This window comes from Myxococcus llanfairpwllgwyngyllgogerychwyrndrobwllllantysiliogogogochensis (genome assembly GCF_006636215.1).
Lineage (GTDB): Bacteria > Myxococcota > Myxococcia > Myxococcales > Myxococcaceae > Myxococcus > Myxococcus llanfairpwllgwyngyllgogerychwyrndrobwllllantysiliogogogochensis.
The window spans coordinates 17,068-33,238 of record NZ_VIFM01000037.1 but is presented as its reverse complement, the minus strand read 5'-3'; the positions used below and the strand labels follow the sequence as shown (position 1 = coordinate 33,238).

Here is a 16,171-nt window from a genome sequence, read left to right as displayed (position 1 = left end):
GCCGAGCCCCCGGGCCACCGGGCGCGCTAGGGTTGGGCCATGGACCCCATCCTCCTCATCGGCACCGCCAGTCCCCACCTGGGACGTGAGCTCGCCCTGGCCCTGGGCGTGGCGCCCGCTGACTGTCACTTCGAGCGGTTTCCCGATGGAGAGATGCACCTGGAGGTCCCCGCCGCCGTGCGAGGGCGCACCGTGGTGCTGGTGCAATCGCTGACGCCTCCGGCGGGAGAGCACCTGCTGGAGCTGCTGCTGATGGCGGACGCGTGCTGGCGGGCCGGCGCGGCGCGGCTGGAGGCGGTGGTGCCGTACCTCGGTTACGCGCGGCAGGACCGACGCGCACGGCCGGGCGAGCCCCTGGGCGGTCGCCTGGTGGCGGACATGCTGTCCCAGGGCCGCTTCGCGCGAGTGCTGGTGGTGGACTTGCACAGCCCCGCGCTGGAGGGGTGCTTCGGCGCGCCGCTGGAGCACCTCACCGCGCTGCCGGTGCTGGCGGAGGCGCTGCGACCCCACGTCACGGACACGTCGGTCGTGGTGGCGCCGGACCTGGGCGCGGTGAAGCGCGCGGAGGCGCTGGCGCGGCTCCTGGGCCGTCCGTGGGCGGTGATTCACAAGGTCCGGCTGAGCGGCGACGAGGTGCACGCCAGCGGCCTCATGGGCGAGGTGCGCGGCAAGCGGCCCATCCTGGTGGACGACATGGTGTCCACGGGCGGCACCCTGGTCGCGGCGGCGGGCACGCTGCGCGCCGCGGGCTGCGCGGATGACCTGACGGTGGTGACGACCCACGCGCTGCTGGTGGGCCCGGCGGTGGAGCGGCTGAGCGCGCTGCCGGTGACTCAGCTCGTGAGCACCGACAGCGTGGAGCCACCCTCGGGGCTGCCGTTCGGGCACCGGGTGGTGACGCTCGCTCCGCTGGTCGCCCGCGCGCTGCGGCCGTGAGCAGGTGGGAGCACGCGTGGGAGAAGTGGGCACACGAGGGCCCGGCGCCTCCAGGCCGGGCATGGCGAGGGATGCAAGTTGAGCCCGCGCCGGGGATGGACTCGGTCTAGGCTTGCCCCATGTCCGACACGTTGCTGACGAAGCGGGAAGCGGGGGTCCTCACCCTCACCTTCAACCGACCCGAGAAGAAGAACGCCTTCACGCATGCGATGTACGAGGCGGCCACCGCCGCGCTCAAGCAGGCGGCGACGGACGACGAAGTCCGCGTGGTGCTGCTCACCGGCGCGGGCAGCGTCTTCACCGCGGGCAATGACATCGGCGACTTCATGGAGCACCCGCCCGCGGGCGAGGACAGCGCGGTGTTCCTCTTCCTCAAGGCGCTGGTGGACGCGCCCAAGCCCGTGCTGGCGGCCGTGGACGGCCCCGCGGTGGGCATCGGCACGACGATGCTGCTGCACTGTGACTACGTCGTCGCGAGCGAGCGCGTGCGCTTCCACATGCCCTTCGTCCAGCTCGGCCTGTGCGCGGAAGGCGCCAGCAGCCTGCTGATTCCGCGCATGGCCGGCTACGCGCTGGCCAGCGAGCTGCTGCTGTTCGGCGAGCCCTTCGACGCGGCGACCGCGCTGCGCGCCGGCATCATCAACAAGGTGGTGCCCGCCGAGAGCCTCCAGGAAGTGGCCGCCGAGCGCGCCCGCACCCTGGCCTCCCGTCCCGCCGAGGCCGTGCGCGTGACGAAGGAGCTGATTCGCGGGCCGCGCCGCGAGGAGACGCACGCCACGCTGGCGCGCGAGGGCGCGAAGTTCATCGAGCGCCTGGGCTCCACGGAGGCGCAGGAGGCCTTCATGGCCTTCATGTCGCGCGGCAGCAAGAAGTAGCCGCCCTCGGGGACCTCATGAGCCCGGAGCCAGCGCTGGCCCCGGGCTCGAACTCCCAACGTGGGTCAGCGCGTCGTCGGAGCCTGCGGCGGACGCGGCGTGCCGCGCCCGGTGAGGAAGGACTCGATGCTGGCCGCCTGCGCCGACTTCAGCGCGACGCACTGGTCCACCGACTCCAGAATCTGCGCCAGCATGCGAGGCCCGCCCGGCGCGTTCGCGTTGCGCGTCGTGAAGAAGTCCGAAATCTCCTGCCGCCGCTCCGGACTGCAGAAGCCGCCGGCCACGAAGACCATCCGGCCAGCGGCGTCCTTCGGCAGGAGCGCGTCGGGCGAGTCCCCCACCAGCCGGTCGTAGTTCTCCTTCACGAAGTCGAGCGCCACGCCCTGCGTGCCCGCGTGCTGCGTGGCCCCGAACACCATCCACATCGTCTCACGCGGGTCCAACGCCTTGTCGAACACCAGCGACAGGCCCTGCTTCACCAGCACCGGGTCCCTGAAGCCGCTCAGCGCCCCCAGCAGGTGCTGACGCGTGGAGCGGTCCTTCTCCGCGCGCACCGCCGTGAGGAGCTTCTGCTGGAAGGCCGCGTCCCCGTGCGCCGCGGCGACCGCGAGCACCGCGTCCACCATCTCCGGTTCAATCGCGCGCTTGTCGGTGAGCCACTTGTCCGAGAGCGCCCGAGCCTCCGCGACAATCTTCGGGTCCGCGCCGTCGCGGCCCGCCACCCGCACCAGGCGCGGACGCAACAGGCGCGTGTCCTCGCTCTCGCCCTTGCGCGAGACGAAGCCCAGCTGCCGGGCCCGGGGGCCGTACGTCTCACGCAGGAAGCGCGCACGGTCCGGAAGGCGCGCCTCCGGCAACAGCCGCGCGCTCGACAGGTCCAGCATGTCCATCGTGCTCTCGACGATGACGCGGTCCGGGTCCTGGGCCATGCGGGCCGCCAGCGCCAGCGCCTCGGAGGCCGGCAGCGCCCCGGACAGGGCCAGCGCCTTCACGTCCCCCAGCAGCGCCACGCGCTCCGAGCGCGACAGCTTCGCCACGCCCGTCTTCAGGAGCTTCGTCGCCGCGTCCCCCGCGAGCTGCATGCGGAAGAAGCCCGCGCCCTCCGCGTTGGGGAACACCCAGGCCGGGCACGTCTTCGCCTCCGGCAGGGCGACCTCGGCGCGCTCCCCTTCCAGCACCGTGCAGGCGCGCGCGTCCTTGTTGCCCGCCGCGTACTCCACGCACACGGGCACCTTCCACGTCTGCGGCCCCGGCGCCTGCGAGCCCAGCCGCAGGTAGCGCTGCTGGGTGAGGACCACCTTCGGCTGCCCCGCGCCACACTCCAGCGACGCGGTGACGAGCGGCGCGCCGCCCTGGTCCAGGAACGTCCCCAGCACGCCCGTCACGTCCTTGCCCGCCTCGGCGGACAGCGCGTCCAGGAAGTCCTTCGCCGTGGCGTTGTCGTGCGCGTGCTTGCGCAGATAGCGCTGGATGCCCTTGCGGAACACCTCACGCCCCAGCCACTCCTCCGTCATGGTGAGGACCGCGGAGCCCTTGCCATAGGTGATGCCGTCGAACGCGTTGTGGATGTCATTGGCCGTGTCGATGGGCTGACGGATGCGGCGCGCGGACAGGAGGCTGTCGGAGTCCAGCGAGCGGCTGCGGTCCTGCACACGCTCCACCGGCGCATCCCACGACGGCTGCCACGTCTCGATGATGCGCGGGGTCACCCAGGTCGCGAAGGATTCGTTGAGCCACAGGTCGTCCCACCACGCCAGCGTGACGAGGTTGCCGAACCACTGGTGCCCCAGCTCGTGCACCTGCGTGTCCGAGAAACCGCGCTGCCGGCTGAGCGAGTCCTCTTCCGGCTTCGCCAGCATCATCCGCGAGTTGAACGTCACCAGGCCCGGGTGCTCCATGGCGCCACCGAGCAGCGGCACCGCGATGACGTCCAGCTTCTCGTACGCGTAGGGGATGCCGAAGTAGTCCTCCAGCGCGGCGAGGATTTCGGGCGTCACCTTGGCGGCGTAGGTGCCTTCGACGGCGCGGCCCTTCGGGGTGATGATGCGCGTCTTCACCTTCTTCTGGCCGGAGTCCGCGGCGGCGAGGAAGTCGAACGGGCCCACGCCGAAGGCGATGAGGTAGGAGGGCAGGGGCTGGGTGCGCGCGAAGCGGTAGGTGCGGCCACCGTCCGGACGGGCCTCCTCGGCGAGCTGCGGCGTGTTGGTGACGGCCACGTTGCCCGCGGGCACATGGAACGTCAGCTGCCAGGGCACCTTGAACTCGGGCTCGTCGAAGCACGGGAACACGCGCCGCGCGTCGATGGGCTCGAACTGCGTATAGACGTACCAGTCGCCGCCCTCGTTGACGCGGAAGGCACCGTCCGTCTCCTTCTCGGAGGCTGCGCCCTCGTACACCACGCGCAGCTTCGCGGTGCCGACGGCCAGCGGCTTCGCCAGCGAGAAGCCGAGGAAGTCACCCTTCTCGCTCTTCAGCGGCGTCACGTCGATGGTGGCGCCCGCCTGCATCAGCGAGGCCTCCTTCACCGTGAGGTTCTTTCCGTGCAGCCACACGATGGAGGTGGGCTGGGCCACGTCGAGCCCGATGCTCGCCGTGCCCTGGAAGGCGGAGACCTTCGGGTCCAGCGTGAGCTCCACCGCATAGCCATTGGGACGCACGTCCTTGGGCAGACGCAGCGTGGGCGGCGTGGGAGCGGCCGAGGCCGCGGAGGATGAAGCGGGAGCAGTCGCTGCGGGCTCGGCGGCCGGAGGGTTCTGCCGGGCACCGCACGCGCACAACAGGGCAACGGTGGACAGAACCACCGCTCGGAGCAGGTTGGGCATGGCGCGCATAGTGGCCCATGCCGGGCAGCCAGGGTAGCGCCGCGCATGAGTGTGTTCTTGCCGTAATCTTCACTTCGGGGTGGAGTGCCTCCGTGTCCTCGCCCGCTCCCATTTCCGACCAGACAGTCCCGCCAGCGAACGCCGCGAAGGTGCCCTCCGAGCATCTGCGCCGTGTCATCGGCACGCCTCCGGGCCCGGTGGTGAAGTTCGTGACGCGCTTCGTCTTCGCGTTCCTCACGTGGCTGTCGTTCGCGTCACGCGACGCAATCGCCCGCTTCGTGGGCAACCTGGCGTACACGCTGGGCATCCGTCGCCGCGTCGCGCTGGACAACCTGGCGCACGCGCTGCCGGAGAAGACCGACGCGGAGCGACGGGACATCGCGCGGGGCGCGTACATCAACATGTCGCGCGTGGTGCTGGAGTCGGTGCCCTCGGGAGACCGGCTGACGTCGGACTGGGCCGAGCAGGGCGTCGAGGGCACGGAGGCCTGGGAGGCGCTGAAGGCGCGCGTGGCCACGGGCAAGGGCGCGCTGATGGTGACGGCGCACTTCGGCAACTGGGAGCTTTTGGGAGACATGCTGGTGCGCCTGGGCGTGCCCCTGGTTGCGCTGGTGCGTCCGCTGAAGGGCGCGCTCAACACGCGCATCGCGGAGAACCGGGTGCGCCTTCCCGCGGGGCTCATCTATCCGCGCGGCGCCATCCAGGAGCTTTCGGAAGCGGTGGAGCGCGGCGAGTCGCCCTTCATGCTGCTGGACCAGGCGCTGCCGGCGAAGGCGGCGGTGTTCGTTCCGTTCTTCGGAAGGCTCGCCTCCACGACGCCCGCCATGGCGGTGGCCGCGCAGCGCACGGGCGCGCCGGTGTTCGTGGTGATGGGCGTGCGCAACGGCAAGCTCGGCCCCAGGCTGCGGCTGGAAGTGGAAGGGCCCATCCTCCCGCCCGCGCCTGGCGAGTGCGAGGACCCGATTGCGGAGCACACCGCGCGCGTCACCGCGGCGCTGGAGCGCTGCATCCGCAAGTACCCGCACCAGTGGATGTGGCTGCACCGCCGCTGGAAGGTGCAGCCTCCCAGCGCGACGGACGCGAAGCGCTGAGCGGCGCTACTCCACCACCACGCGCCGCAGGTGCGCGCCCAGGCGCGCGACAATCTCGTAGTGCAGCGTCTGCGCCCAGCCGGCGAGCGACTCGGCGCTGATGGACTCGTCGCCTTCGCGCCCCATCAACGTGGCCGTCACGGGGCGCTCGTCATGCGTGGCGCGCGTCACGTCGACGATGAGGTGGTTCATCATCACCCGGCCCAGCACCGCGCACCGCCGCCCGTTCACCAGCACGTGCGCCTTGCCCGAGGCCAGCCGTGGATAGCCGTCGTAGTAGCCCACGGGCAGCACCGCGATGCGCGTGGGCTCCGATGTCCGGTATGTACAGCCGTAGCCCACATAGCTGTCCGCGGGCAGCCACTTCACCACCTGGCTTCGGCACCGCCACGACAACACCGGCTTGAGCACCGGCACCTCGCCCAACACCAGCCGCGCCGACAGCCGCGTCTCCGCCGAAGGCCACAGCCCATACAGCGAAATTCCCACCCGCTGCGCCTCGTAGCGCGCCCGGGGCAACACCAGCGCCGCGGCGCTCGCGGCGATGTGCCGCTGCAGCACCCGCCCCTCGCCCAGCTGTCCCGACAAGAGCCGAAGCCCCGTCTCGAACGCGTCCACCTGCGCCAGCGCGTAGCCCTGCTCCGTCACGTCCTCCGTGTTGGCGAAGTGGCTCAGCCCGCCCACGACCTCCAGCACGTCCCGCGCGTCGACCAGGAACTGTGTCTCGCGCGGAATCTGCTCCAGCGTGAAGCCCTCGCGCCCCAGGCCCGTGTCGATGTGGACGTGGACCCGCAGCGGCCGCTCCAGCTTCGCCGCGCGCAGCACCGGCACCGCGTCTTCCCAGCCACGGTCCGCCACCACCACCTCCACCCCCTCGCGCGCCAGCACCACCGCCTCGTGCGGACCCACCGCGCCCAGCACCACCACCTGCCGGGGAGACAGGCCCTGGGCCCGCTCGTACTCACGCACCTTCAGCGCGTCCTGCGGCGCGATGAAATACAGGAGGTCCACCAGCCCGTGGACCAGCGGCAGCACCTGCGCCAGCCCGTGCCCGTAGGCGTTGCCCTTGAGCACCACGCCCAGCGACCGCGACGTCCCTCCCCGCCCCTCCAGCGCCCGGAACACCTCCACGTTGTGCTTGAGCGCCCCCGCGCTCAGCTCCAACCACGAGGTATGGGCCGCATCCCCGGGCCCGCCGCCAATTGACTCCACGTTCACCTCCACCACGTCGACTCCCGCCCCATACCAGCAATGGACGGGCCATGGGCTTCGCGGCCCCTGGGACCCAGGCGCCCGCGTATGGAGCAGGCGCACCGGGGGACCGTCCGGGCCCACCCCTTGTCATACCTGTTGTCCCGGAGCCCTCCTCCATCAGCGAACCCAGGCAAACAAGAGTTCACTTCGGAAATGGTTGAATCCGGATTACGCGAGGGGGGTGCTATCGTCCCACGGCGTGTCCCCCCCGGACGTTTCCCTGGCCCAGGCCTTCATCGCCGCGCGTGGTGTTTCCTCCGCGCCGGAGTCGTCGCTGCCCCTGCTGCAGGAGCGGCTGACGCGTGCATTGACCACCGCGCGCGCGGCCTGGCCCGGGGTGGAGCTGGAGGGCGTGCGCTTCGTCAGTCATCTGGCGCGGCTGCTCCCCACACAGGCCCCCTCCGAGGACGTGGAGAAGTTCCACCTCCCGGACGTGTACCTGGCTCGCGCCGCCGCGGACCGGCTGCCCTCCGCGCTGAACGCCTTCGAGTCGAGCTTCCTGCCCGAGGTGAACGCGGCCGTCGCGCGGCTGAAGCTGCCGCCCACGGGGCTCGACGAGGTCCGCCAGTTGCTGCGCCAGCGCATGCTCGTGGGCAGCGCCGACTCTCCCGCACGGCTGGCCGCCTACCCGGGGACGGGCCCGCTCAGCGGGTGGGTGCGGGCCGCGGCGCTGTGGCTCGCGCTCGACTGGCAGCGCCAGCGCAGCGGACATCCCCAGGCGGATGATGGTGACTTGTCGCTGCTCGTGGCGCCGGGGGACGACCCGGAGCTGCTCTATCTCAAGAACACGTACCGCGCGGAGTTCAGCACCTCGTTCTCCGCGGCGCTCGGAGTCCTGGAGCCCCGTCAGCGCAACTTCCTGCGCCTGAAGTACCTGGACGGGCTGAGCATCGACCAGCTCGGCGCGCTCTACGGCGTGCATCGCTCCACCGCGGCGCGGTGGGTGGTGGCCGCGCAGGACGCGCTGCTCCAGGAGACCCGACGGTTGCTCACCGAGCGGCTGCGCCTCACCGGCTCCCAGCTCGACAGCGTGTTGCGCCTCATCTCCAGCCAGCTCGACGTGAATCTCAGCCGCCTGCTGCGCTCGAAAGCGGACTGACGCCGCGGACCCCGCACCTCCCGGGAGGGTTCCCCGGGGCGTCGAAGCGAATTAAAGAAGAGGCGGGATGCGAACGCTCTTCATCGGAGACGTCCATGGCTGCGCGGAGGAGCTGAACGCGCTGCTGGCCGCGTGTGGCTGGCGGCCGGACGACCGCGTGGTGCTGGTGGGCGACCTGGTGGCGAAGGGGCCGGACTCCGCGGGCGTGGTGCGGTGCGCTCGCGAGCGCGGGCTGCTCGCGGTGCGAGGCAACCACGACGCGCACGTGCTGCGCTGGCACACGGGACGCGCCCCCGAGGGCAAGAAGCTGGGCAAGGAGCACCGCCAGGTCCTGGAGACGCTGACGGCGGACGACTGGACGTACCTGGAGGCCCAGCCGCTGTACCGCCGCTTCCCGGACCTGAATGTCCTCGCGGTGCACGGAGGGCTGGTGCCAGGAGTCCCGCTGGAAGCGCAGCGCGCGGATGAGCTGCTCAACCTGCGCAGCATCGCCCCGGACGGGACGCCGTCGAAGCGCGTGGATGGCGGCGTGCCCTGGGCCAGCTGCTGGAAGGGCCCGGAGCTGGTCATCTTCGGCCACGACGCCATGCGCGGCGTGCAGCAGCACTCGCATGCGGTGGGCCTGGACTCGGGCTGCGTGTACGGCGGGCGCCTCACGGCCTACGTGATGCCGGAAGGACGCCTCGTCTCCGTGCCAGCCCGCCGCGCCTACGTGGACGTGAACGGCTCGCCGTGAGCCCGCGCCCCGCGCTCAGATGATTCCGCCGTTGGCGCGCAGCACCTGCCCGTTGACCCAGCCGGCGTCGGGGCCGGCGAGGAAGGCGACGGTGGCGGCGATGTCCGTGGGCTGGCCCAGTCGCTCCAGCGGCGCGAGCTTCGCCATGCGGTCGACGAGGTCCTGGGGCTTGCCCTTGAGGAACAGGTCCGTGGCGGTGGGCCCCGGGGCCACGGCGTTGACGGTGATGTTCCGTCCGCGCAGCTCCTTGGCCAGCACGCTCGTCATCGCCTCCACCGCCGCCTTGGTGCCCGCGTACACGCCGTAGGTCGGCTGCAGCAGGCCCACCACGCTGGAGGAGAAGTTGATGATGCGCCCGCCGTCGCGCAGCCGCCGGGCCGCCTCCCGCAGGGTGTTGAAGGTGCCCTGGAGGTTGACCGCGATTTGCCGCTCGAACACGGCGTCGTCGGTGTCCGCCAGCGTGGAGAGGCTCATGATGCCCGCGTTGTTGACGAGCACGTCCACGCCGCCGAAGGCCGTCTGGGCCGCGTCGAACAGGCGCCGCACGTCCGCGCTCTTGCTGACATCCGCCTGGGCGGCCAGGGCCTTGCCGCCCGCCTGCTCAATCTCGCGGACCAACGCCTCGGCAGGCGCGGCGGACTCCGCGTAGTTGACGATGACGGTGAAGCCATCCTGGGCCAGCCGCCTCGCGACGGCGGCGCCGATACCTCGGGAAGCACCGGTGACGAGGGCCACCTTCGGGGTCTGTGCATTCATGTCGTTTCTCCCGTCCGGCGTTTCGTCGCCGGCATGGAGAAACAATGGGCCTTCGTCCCCGCGAAATAATGCCCTGGGAACCAGCATCACAGTTCCGCCGGGGCGAACAATCGAGCCGGACGGAGGCCCTGCGGTGCCCCTCTCAGTCCAGACGAGGGGCACCTGGGGGCGCGGCTAGAAGTCCCGGGCTCTGGAGCGACGCTGCTGCCTCTGGAGGCGCTCCAGCCCATCGCGAATCGCCTCCGCGTACTCGGGGCTCTCGTAGTGGAGCGTGAGCAGCCGCTCCCGGGAGAACTGGTAGCCCACGAGGCGCACGGTCGTCTCCCACGCCTTCCAGTTGGCGACGACCACGAAGCCACGGCGGGAGATGCTCACCTCGGGCTCCGAGATGGGACCGAACAACTCGGGCGCCTCCGACTCGGAGGCGGCGCTCTCTTCAGGCGCCGAGGCCACGGCCGTGTCCCGCGAGTCCTCCTCGTCCAGCGAGTCCCCCGCCGTCGTCGCCTCGACCAGCGGAGGCTGTCCCTCGGACACCCGCGCTCCCGACTCCGTGGGCGCGGGGAAGTTCGTGGGTGCGCCGTCGGGCGGAGCTCCCGCGACCTGCGCTCCGGACTCCGTGGGCGCGGGGAAGTTCGCGAGCGCCCCGTCGGGCGGAGCTCCCGCGACCTGCGCTCCCGACTCCGTGGGCGCGGGGAAGTTGATGGGTGCGCCATCAGGCGGAGCCCCCTCGACCTGCGCTCCCGACTCCGTGGCGGCGGGGAAGTTCGAGGGTACGGGCGGAGCACTCTGGGAGAGCAGCCACGCGAGGTCGAGCGACTCGCGGTACCTCTGCACGCGTCGCGATGAGCCGCGCTTGGCGGCGCGGCCGTACTTGGAGGTCAGCAACTCCACCACCTCCTGGTGGTCATTGCGCACGTCCGAGGGGGTCGCGAAGCGCACGAAGACGGAGCCCAGGCGCCCGTCCGCGAAGAGGAAGAACACCTGGGCGGGGTGCTCCGCCAATGCCGTGGTGAGGACCAGGTCTCCGCGCGAGGTCTCCTGCGTGCCCGGGTACATCGCCCGGACCTGGTCGCGCGTCATGCCCCAGGACGTGGACTGGAAGCCGTCACTCGAACCGTACTTCTGCGCATGCACGGCGCGAATGGCGGCACGGCGCTCATGCACCGTCGGACCGTGGTGTCGTGAGCCGCAGCCGACGAGCACGAACAACAACAACGACAAACACCCATTGCGAAGCATCGAGGCCATCTTTCCGTTTCCCCGAAAGGACGGCGTCCGGAGCATCAGCCCGCGACCCTCCCCCCGAGGAATCCATGTTCGACCACCGGCACCCTGGGCGAAGCGTATGGCAGATGGCCCACCAAGGGCTACGTGCCCGAGCAGTCTGGTACCCGCGCCCGGTCCATTCGTTCAACACCGGAGGCCCGCCGTCGCCAGCCTCCGGTGAAGGACTTCCGCCTACCGGCTACAGCTCGTCGAAGATGAGCAGGCCGCGCGAGGTGTCGATGACATAGACATGGCCATCGCCCGGGATGCGCATGCCGATGGCGCCGTCATAGAACAGGGTGCCGCGAGCCCGGTCAGTCCCCCGCCAGGTATTGAAGTAGGCGACCTCCCGCATCTCCGAGGGACGCGACACGTCCAGCACCCGCACCCCGTGCTGATAGTGGGCGAGATAGAGCAGGTTGCCCTTCAGCTCCATGTTGTGGATGGAGACGCCCGGAGAGAGGCGGTACTCACCAATGAGCACGGGCTTGTCCAGGTCGGTCATGTCGAGCGCCCGGACATGCGCGCCCCAGTCCTCACCGCCCTCGAAGACGATGAGCCGGTTGTTCACGTAGTGCCAGCGGTTCGTGTGGCTGGTGGCGCGCGGATAGACATACTCCCCCCGCTTCACCACGTTCGTCGGGTCGCTCACGTCGAGCACCAGCAACCCCGCGGACCAGTGATTGACGAAGAGGCGATCTCCCCACGACGTGGCGTCATGGGGGAACGAAGCAACCAGGGGGTTCACGCTCGGGTCCGCGTAGCGGCCGAGCAGCACGGGCTCTCTCGCGTTCTTCACGTCGAAGATGAGCGTCTCCGGCGTGGGCGATGCGGACATGACATAGAGCCGGTTGAGGTCGCCATGAATGGTGTGCGCATCGATGGGGCGACCGTCGGGCAGCGAGCGCAGCAGCTTCGGGTTCGCCGGCTCGGCGATGTCGAAGACGAGCAGGCCCCGGGCCGCGCTGGCGACGTAGAGCGCATCGTCCTTGGCCCAGACGGCGTTCCAGTAGCTGTCGCCCGGGTACGTGATGGTGCTCACGAGCCGGGGCGCGGAGCGGTCACTCAAATCGTAGACGAAGAGCCCGCCGGGCCCCGCGAGGGCGCTCTCCAACGAGACGACATACGCGTGCCCCTTGGTGACGAAGACGTCCGCGACGATGCCCTGATTCACCACGCCCTCACCCACCAGGGTGAGCTTCGAGGCCTCCGCCTCGCCCGCGCGCCACCGGACCTTCTCCGCCTCGAAGGTGGCCTGGAAGGAGGGAACGCCGGCGAGGCAGACCGCGTAGCACCCCGTCACCCGGCTCGGGTTCGGCGCCTTGCAGCCCACGAAGGAGGACCGGAAGGCCCTGCCGTCCGGGAGCGTGCCGTGGTTGGAGAGGAAGAACGCGTTCCCGTCCACCCGGGCTTCGCGCATGGGATATCCGCCGTAGCTCACCACGCCCCCCGGCCGGAAGTTCATCGACCCGGTGAACTGGCTGTTGGCGTTCTCTCGGATGTCGTTGCCAATGCCATGCACGGTGAAGTGGCCGTTGGCCTCCAACCTTGTTAGCGAGTCTCGCTCACACGCGGACAGGTCGAAGGACTCCAGCGTGCCGCACTCGGCGGCGGCGCCGTCGCGAGGCAGCAATGGACAGACGGCCAGGGGCTCCGGGGCCCAGTCCCCGTGGTCCTCGAGGACCTGCGAGGGGCCCAGATTGACAGGCACTCCCTCGACGGGGACGACCTCCTGCGCACAACCCCCACCGACGCTCAGGCACAGCGCGGCCACGAGCGCACCTCTCACGACATTCGTCATGATTCTCCATCCATGATGTCGGCCCCGGCCCTGACATCAACGCGATGAAGGTCTGCCCATATCGACGGAAGGTGCGGCTTTCTCCGGCGCCCTGCGGGTCAGCAGCGCCACGTCGAGCCCCACGCCCAGCAGCACGCCGACCGAATAACAGACGAGGTCGCTCCAGAGGAACCCCGCCCCCAACACCAGTCGCCCCGGCAGCGTGCGGCGCGCGGCATCCAGCCAGGGCGCGTGATAGCCCTGGCTGAACTCGATGCCGAAGGAGAACGCGAGCGCGACGGCGGCCACGGTGAGCGCGGCGCGGCGTGGGGCGAGGAAGCGCAGCAGCAGGAACACCAGGAGCGCCCACAGCGTGTCGCCCGCATAGGTGGCGAAGAAAGAGGGCCACGGCAGCGACTTCCTACGCGACGCCAGCCCCAGCGGAATCACCAGCACCGCCAGCCCCAGCGAGAGCAGGCGGGTGCGCGACGGGGAGGACGGGACAGGCGAAGGGCTCGGAGCGGACGTCACCCGTCCAAGACTACCCGAGCCGCGCCGCGCGCCTCAGGGTTCGGCGGGATAGAGCTGCCCGCGCATCTCGCCGTAGTAGGTATGCGCCTTGGTGTGCAGGTTGAAGTAGAGCACGCCCTTGCGCGCGAGCGACTCCAGGCTGGCCAGCGTCTTCGTCTGCGCCAGGAAGCCCAGCTCGGCGGGACAGCTCTCCGGCAGCCCGGGCTTCATGCCCTTCATGTCCTTGATGAAGACGACATTCGCGTGGGTGAGCTCCACCGTCAGGCGTCCCTCCGCGAGCGTCTTCGACAGGTTGCCCAGCTCCCCGAAGTCCACCACCACCGGCCCGAGCACGCCGGGCGGACCGCAGTGGATGTGGAACATGAGGATGTCGGCGGGGTTGACGCCCTTCATCTCGAACTCGACGTAGGCGCGCGTCAGGTCCTTGGAGAACTTCAGCACGCCATGGCCTCGGGACTTGCGAGCCTCGCGAGGCGTCGAGGGCGCCGTGGCTCCCAGGCTCTTCTCCAGGAGCTTCGGCGTCTCGGACTCCTCGCCGGGCTCCTGCGCGGGGCTGAGGAAGGCCTCGTAGACGGTGAAGGTCGTCGCGCCGAGCGCCGGGTCCTTCGCGTGCGCGGACAGCGTCAGCAACGTGGTGGTGGCGAGGGTGAAGAGCAGTGGCGTTCGCATGGCGGGCTCCGGCACGAAAGGACGCCTTCATCCGTAGCGTGGATGTCCGAAGCCGGGGATGGCCGAAGATGGACACCCGATGGCCGGATTCGCCCCACGAGCCTCACCTCACAGGGGTTCGAGGAAGCGACGGATGTGTGAGAGCACCTGCTTGATTTTGGGAATCTCGCAGAGCGCCTCCGGGACACTGAGGCGCAGGGGCCGCTCGCGGCCCACCACGTCCGCGAGCACGGGCACCAGCGTGCCCTCCCCTTCGCCCGGGTCCGCGAACGCCACGCTGGGAATCAGGCCAATGCCCTGCCCGGCCAGACAACACACCCGGATGAAGTGGATGTCCGACGAGACGAGGGCGGGCTCCACCTGGAACGAAGGCCCTCGGAGCTGGGGCCACAGGCACGCGTCGTCGCCCGGCGCCTGCCAGGACAACAGCTCATGACCCTCCAGGTCCTCCACCGTGCCGGGGATACCGCGCCGACGCAGGTAGTCCTCGCTGGCCAGGAGCCCCTCGCGCACCCGCAACACCACCTGGGACATCCAGGGCCCCCGGGGCAGCTCCTCTCCGAAGTGCGCCGCCAGGTCCACGTTGTCGAGCGGCTCCGCCAGCGGATCATCACTGAAGCTCGCATGCACGCGCAGCAGCGGATACGTGGCCCGCAGCAGCGCGAAGAGGGGCGCGAGCAGGTGCGGCGGCAAGCCCACCGGCAACACCACCCGCAGAACGCCGGAGGGCGCCTGGCCCACCTCGCGCAGCGAGGCCACCAGCGCGCTCGTCTCCTGCATCATCAGCCGGCCACGACGGGCGAGCATCTCCCCCGCCTCCGTCAGGACGATGCCCGTCCGGGTGCTCTTCAGCAGCGGCACCCCGGCGCGCGCCTCCAGCGCCTCCACGCGCCGCCGCAAGGTCGTCCGCGACACCGCGAGGGAGTCCGCCGCGGCCAGGAACGAACCCGTCTCCGCGACACCGACAAAGGCACGCAACTCTTCCAGGTCCATGCTCTCGCCCCGCCGGTGCGGGCTCGCCGGCCCCCACCATGACGCCTCCCGGGGACGAGCATCCTCGGGCCCCTCCAGGACCGCAAGGCGGGGAGTGATGCCTGGAGGACACTCCCACCACCCTCCGGGGCAGCCCCGCAATGACATCCACGACATACCGCTGAAGCCACGCAACCTGGAACCGATGTGGGCCGATAACCCAGACAAGCGCAGTTCTCACACCCCTTCCATTCCGGGCCTTCACAAGCCAACGCCACGCGCGCGGGATGGACTCCGTCGAGGTCTCGTCACATGGGCACTCCTCCCATCTCCGGAAGCACCCCGAAGAAGGTCTACCTCCCGCCTCCCGAGGAGAAGCCCACGCCGAAGCCCGTCGTGGACAAGAAGGCCCAGGTCAACGCACCCAAGGACGAGTTCGAGACGGCGGACGCCGCGGCCAAGAGCAAGCCCGTGGAGCTCCTGGCCGGCTCGCCTCCCGCGGGCGGAACCAACCCGGTGGTGCCCACCAACGGCACCACCTCCGCGAAGTACCAGGTGGGTCCGGCCACGCGCCCGCCCATCCACCACGACAATGGCTTCCTGCAGAACCCCGCGGACCCGAAGGACACCAAGCCCATCGCCACGAAGGACCCGTCCTTCTCCGACTACGCCGCCAAGGCGAAGTGGGAGCTGAAGCTGGAGGCCGCGAAGACCTTCCGGCCGGACCTTCGGGACGGCACCGCCGCCTATGACCACTTCCTGCACGGCAACGGGAAGGACCGGACGTTCAACTACGAGCGCTTCGTCACCCAGGATGAGTCCGGCAAGCAGGTCCTGAAGAGCGCCACCCAGGACACCCAGAAGGCCGCCGAGGCCCAATACGCGGCCATGGTCGCCAAGGACCCCTCCCTGGCTGGCAAGCCCGTGACGTTCCAGCTCACCGGCGGCCCCATCGGCGTGGGTGGCAACGACGGCAAGTTCCCGTATCCCCAGTCGGAGAACTGGCAGAAGGCCATCGGCGGGCACAGCATCTGGAACAGCGCCACCGTCACCGTCACGCCGCCGGCCAAGCCGGGTGACAAGCCCTCGTTCTCCATGGACATGACGGTCCACGCCGAGGACCGGTATAACTTCAATCCCAATCAGAAGGACATCGCCACCGGCATCCCGGACTCGGACAACGGGCGCTTCGAGCAGACCGGACTGGCGCACCAGTACACCCAGACAGGCACCGTGCAGCGCAAGGTGACCTGGGGACAGGGCGACATCGAGAATGCCACGTCGACTCCCATCGAGACCGGCCGCTGAACCCACGACGTTCCGACATATCCTCGGGGGAGTCCTGGTCCTGGCGTGTGCCGCCTCGGGCTGCAAGGACTCGGAC

14 protein-coding genes are annotated in these 16,171 nt (G+C 70.2%); 6 read left to right on the top strand and 8 right to left on the bottom strand.

Annotated elements, in window-relative coordinates; genetic code table 11:
- The first annotated feature begins 39 nt into the window (after window positions 1-39).
- Together FJV41_RS12080 and FJV41_RS12075 are read left to right on the top strand one after the other, a co-directional pair.
- Window positions 40-936 (top strand): ribose-phosphate diphosphokinase, encoded by an 897-nt coding sequence (locus FJV41_RS12080; protein WP_141642608.1) that lies wholly within the window; start codon window positions 40-42, stop codon window positions 934-936.
- 119 nt (window positions 937-1,055) lie between these two features.
- The gene (locus FJV41_RS12075) at window positions 1,056-1,811 is read left to right on the top strand and encodes an enoyl-CoA hydratase (protein WP_141642607.1); all 756 of its coding nucleotides are present in this window, start codon (window positions 1,056-1,058) and stop codon (window positions 1,809-1,811) included.
- Window positions 1,812-1,876: 65 nt separating this feature from the next.
- Here the strand turns inward: FJV41_RS12075 and FJV41_RS12070 are convergent, their stop codons facing one another.
- Window positions 1,877-4,633: a M1 family metallopeptidase gene (locus FJV41_RS12070; RefSeq protein ID WP_141642606.1), complete on the bottom strand. Its 2,757-nt coding sequence runs from the start codon at window positions 4,631-4,633 to the stop codon at window positions 1,877-1,879.
- Window positions 4,634-4,725: 92 nt separating this feature from the next.
- Between FJV41_RS12070 and FJV41_RS12065 the strand changes: the two genes are divergently transcribed.
- On the top strand, window positions 4,726-5,724 hold the full coding sequence (locus tag FJV41_RS12065) for a lysophospholipid acyltransferase family protein (RefSeq protein ID WP_246137162.1): 999 nt from the start codon (window positions 4,726-4,728) through the stop codon (window positions 5,722-5,724).
- A gap of 6 nt (window positions 5,725-5,730) precedes the next feature.
- On the opposite strand, the gene alr is transcribed toward FJV41_RS12065, so the two are convergent.
- Complete coding sequence (gene alr / locus FJV41_RS12060) at window positions 5,731-6,951, bottom strand: alanine racemase (protein ID WP_141642604.1); 1,221 nt, start codon at window positions 6,949-6,951, stop codon at window positions 5,731-5,733.
- A 226-nt stretch (window positions 6,952-7,177) separates the two neighbouring features.
- Between alr and FJV41_RS12055 the strand changes: the two genes are divergently transcribed.
- Complete coding sequence (locus tag FJV41_RS12055; protein ID WP_246137161.1) at window positions 7,178-8,077, top strand: transcriptional regulator; 900 nt, start codon at window positions 7,178-7,180, stop codon at window positions 8,075-8,077.
- 67 nt (window positions 8,078-8,144) lie between these two features.
- Window positions 8,145-8,813, top strand: coding sequence for a metallophosphoesterase (locus tag FJV41_RS12050; RefSeq protein ID WP_141642603.1), 669 nt, complete (start codon window positions 8,145-8,147; stop codon window positions 8,811-8,813).
- A 15-nt stretch (window positions 8,814-8,828) separates the two neighbouring features.
- Here the strand turns inward: FJV41_RS12050 and FJV41_RS12045 are convergent, their stop codons facing one another.
- The 6 genes from FJV41_RS12045 to FJV41_RS12020 form a co-directional block, all read right to left on the bottom strand.
- The gene (locus tag FJV41_RS12045; protein ID WP_141642602.1) at window positions 8,829-9,569 is read right to left on the bottom strand and encodes an SDR family oxidoreductase; all 741 of its coding nucleotides are present in this window, start codon (window positions 9,567-9,569) and stop codon (window positions 8,829-8,831) included.
- A 174-nt stretch (window positions 9,570-9,743) separates the two neighbouring features.
- On the bottom strand, window positions 9,744-10,817 hold the full coding sequence (locus FJV41_RS12040) for a hypothetical protein (RefSeq protein ID WP_141642601.1): 1,074 nt from the start codon (window positions 10,815-10,817) through the stop codon (window positions 9,744-9,746).
- A gap of 217 nt (window positions 10,818-11,034) precedes the next feature.
- Window positions 11,035-12,636 (bottom strand): LVIVD repeat-containing protein, encoded by a 1,602-nt coding sequence (locus tag FJV41_RS12035; RefSeq protein ID WP_141642600.1) that lies wholly within the window; start codon window positions 12,634-12,636, stop codon window positions 11,035-11,037.
- A 36-nt stretch (window positions 12,637-12,672) separates the two neighbouring features.
- Complete coding sequence (locus FJV41_RS12030; protein ID WP_217439505.1) at window positions 12,673-13,146, bottom strand: ribosomal maturation YjgA family protein; 474 nt, start codon at window positions 13,144-13,146, stop codon at window positions 12,673-12,675.
- Window positions 13,147-13,179: 33 nt separating this feature from the next.
- A complete protein-coding gene (locus tag FJV41_RS12025; RefSeq protein WP_141642599.1) occupies window positions 13,180-13,815 on the bottom strand; it encodes a CHRD domain-containing protein in 636 nt (211 codons plus the stop codon).
- 108 nt (window positions 13,816-13,923) lie between these two features.
- Complete coding sequence (locus tag FJV41_RS12020; protein WP_141642598.1) at window positions 13,924-14,808, bottom strand: LysR family transcriptional regulator; 885 nt, start codon at window positions 14,806-14,808, stop codon at window positions 13,924-13,926.
- A 291-nt stretch (window positions 14,809-15,099) separates the two neighbouring features.
- Here FJV41_RS12020 and FJV41_RS12015 point away from each other — a divergent pair, with 291 nt between their 5' ends.
- Window positions 15,100-16,095 carry a hypothetical protein gene (locus FJV41_RS12015; RefSeq protein WP_141642597.1) on the top strand — a complete coding sequence of 332 codons (996 nt, stop codon included), beginning with the start codon at window positions 15,100-15,102 and terminating at the stop codon, window positions 16,093-16,095.
- The last annotated feature ends 76 nt before the right edge of the window (window positions 16,096-16,171 follow it).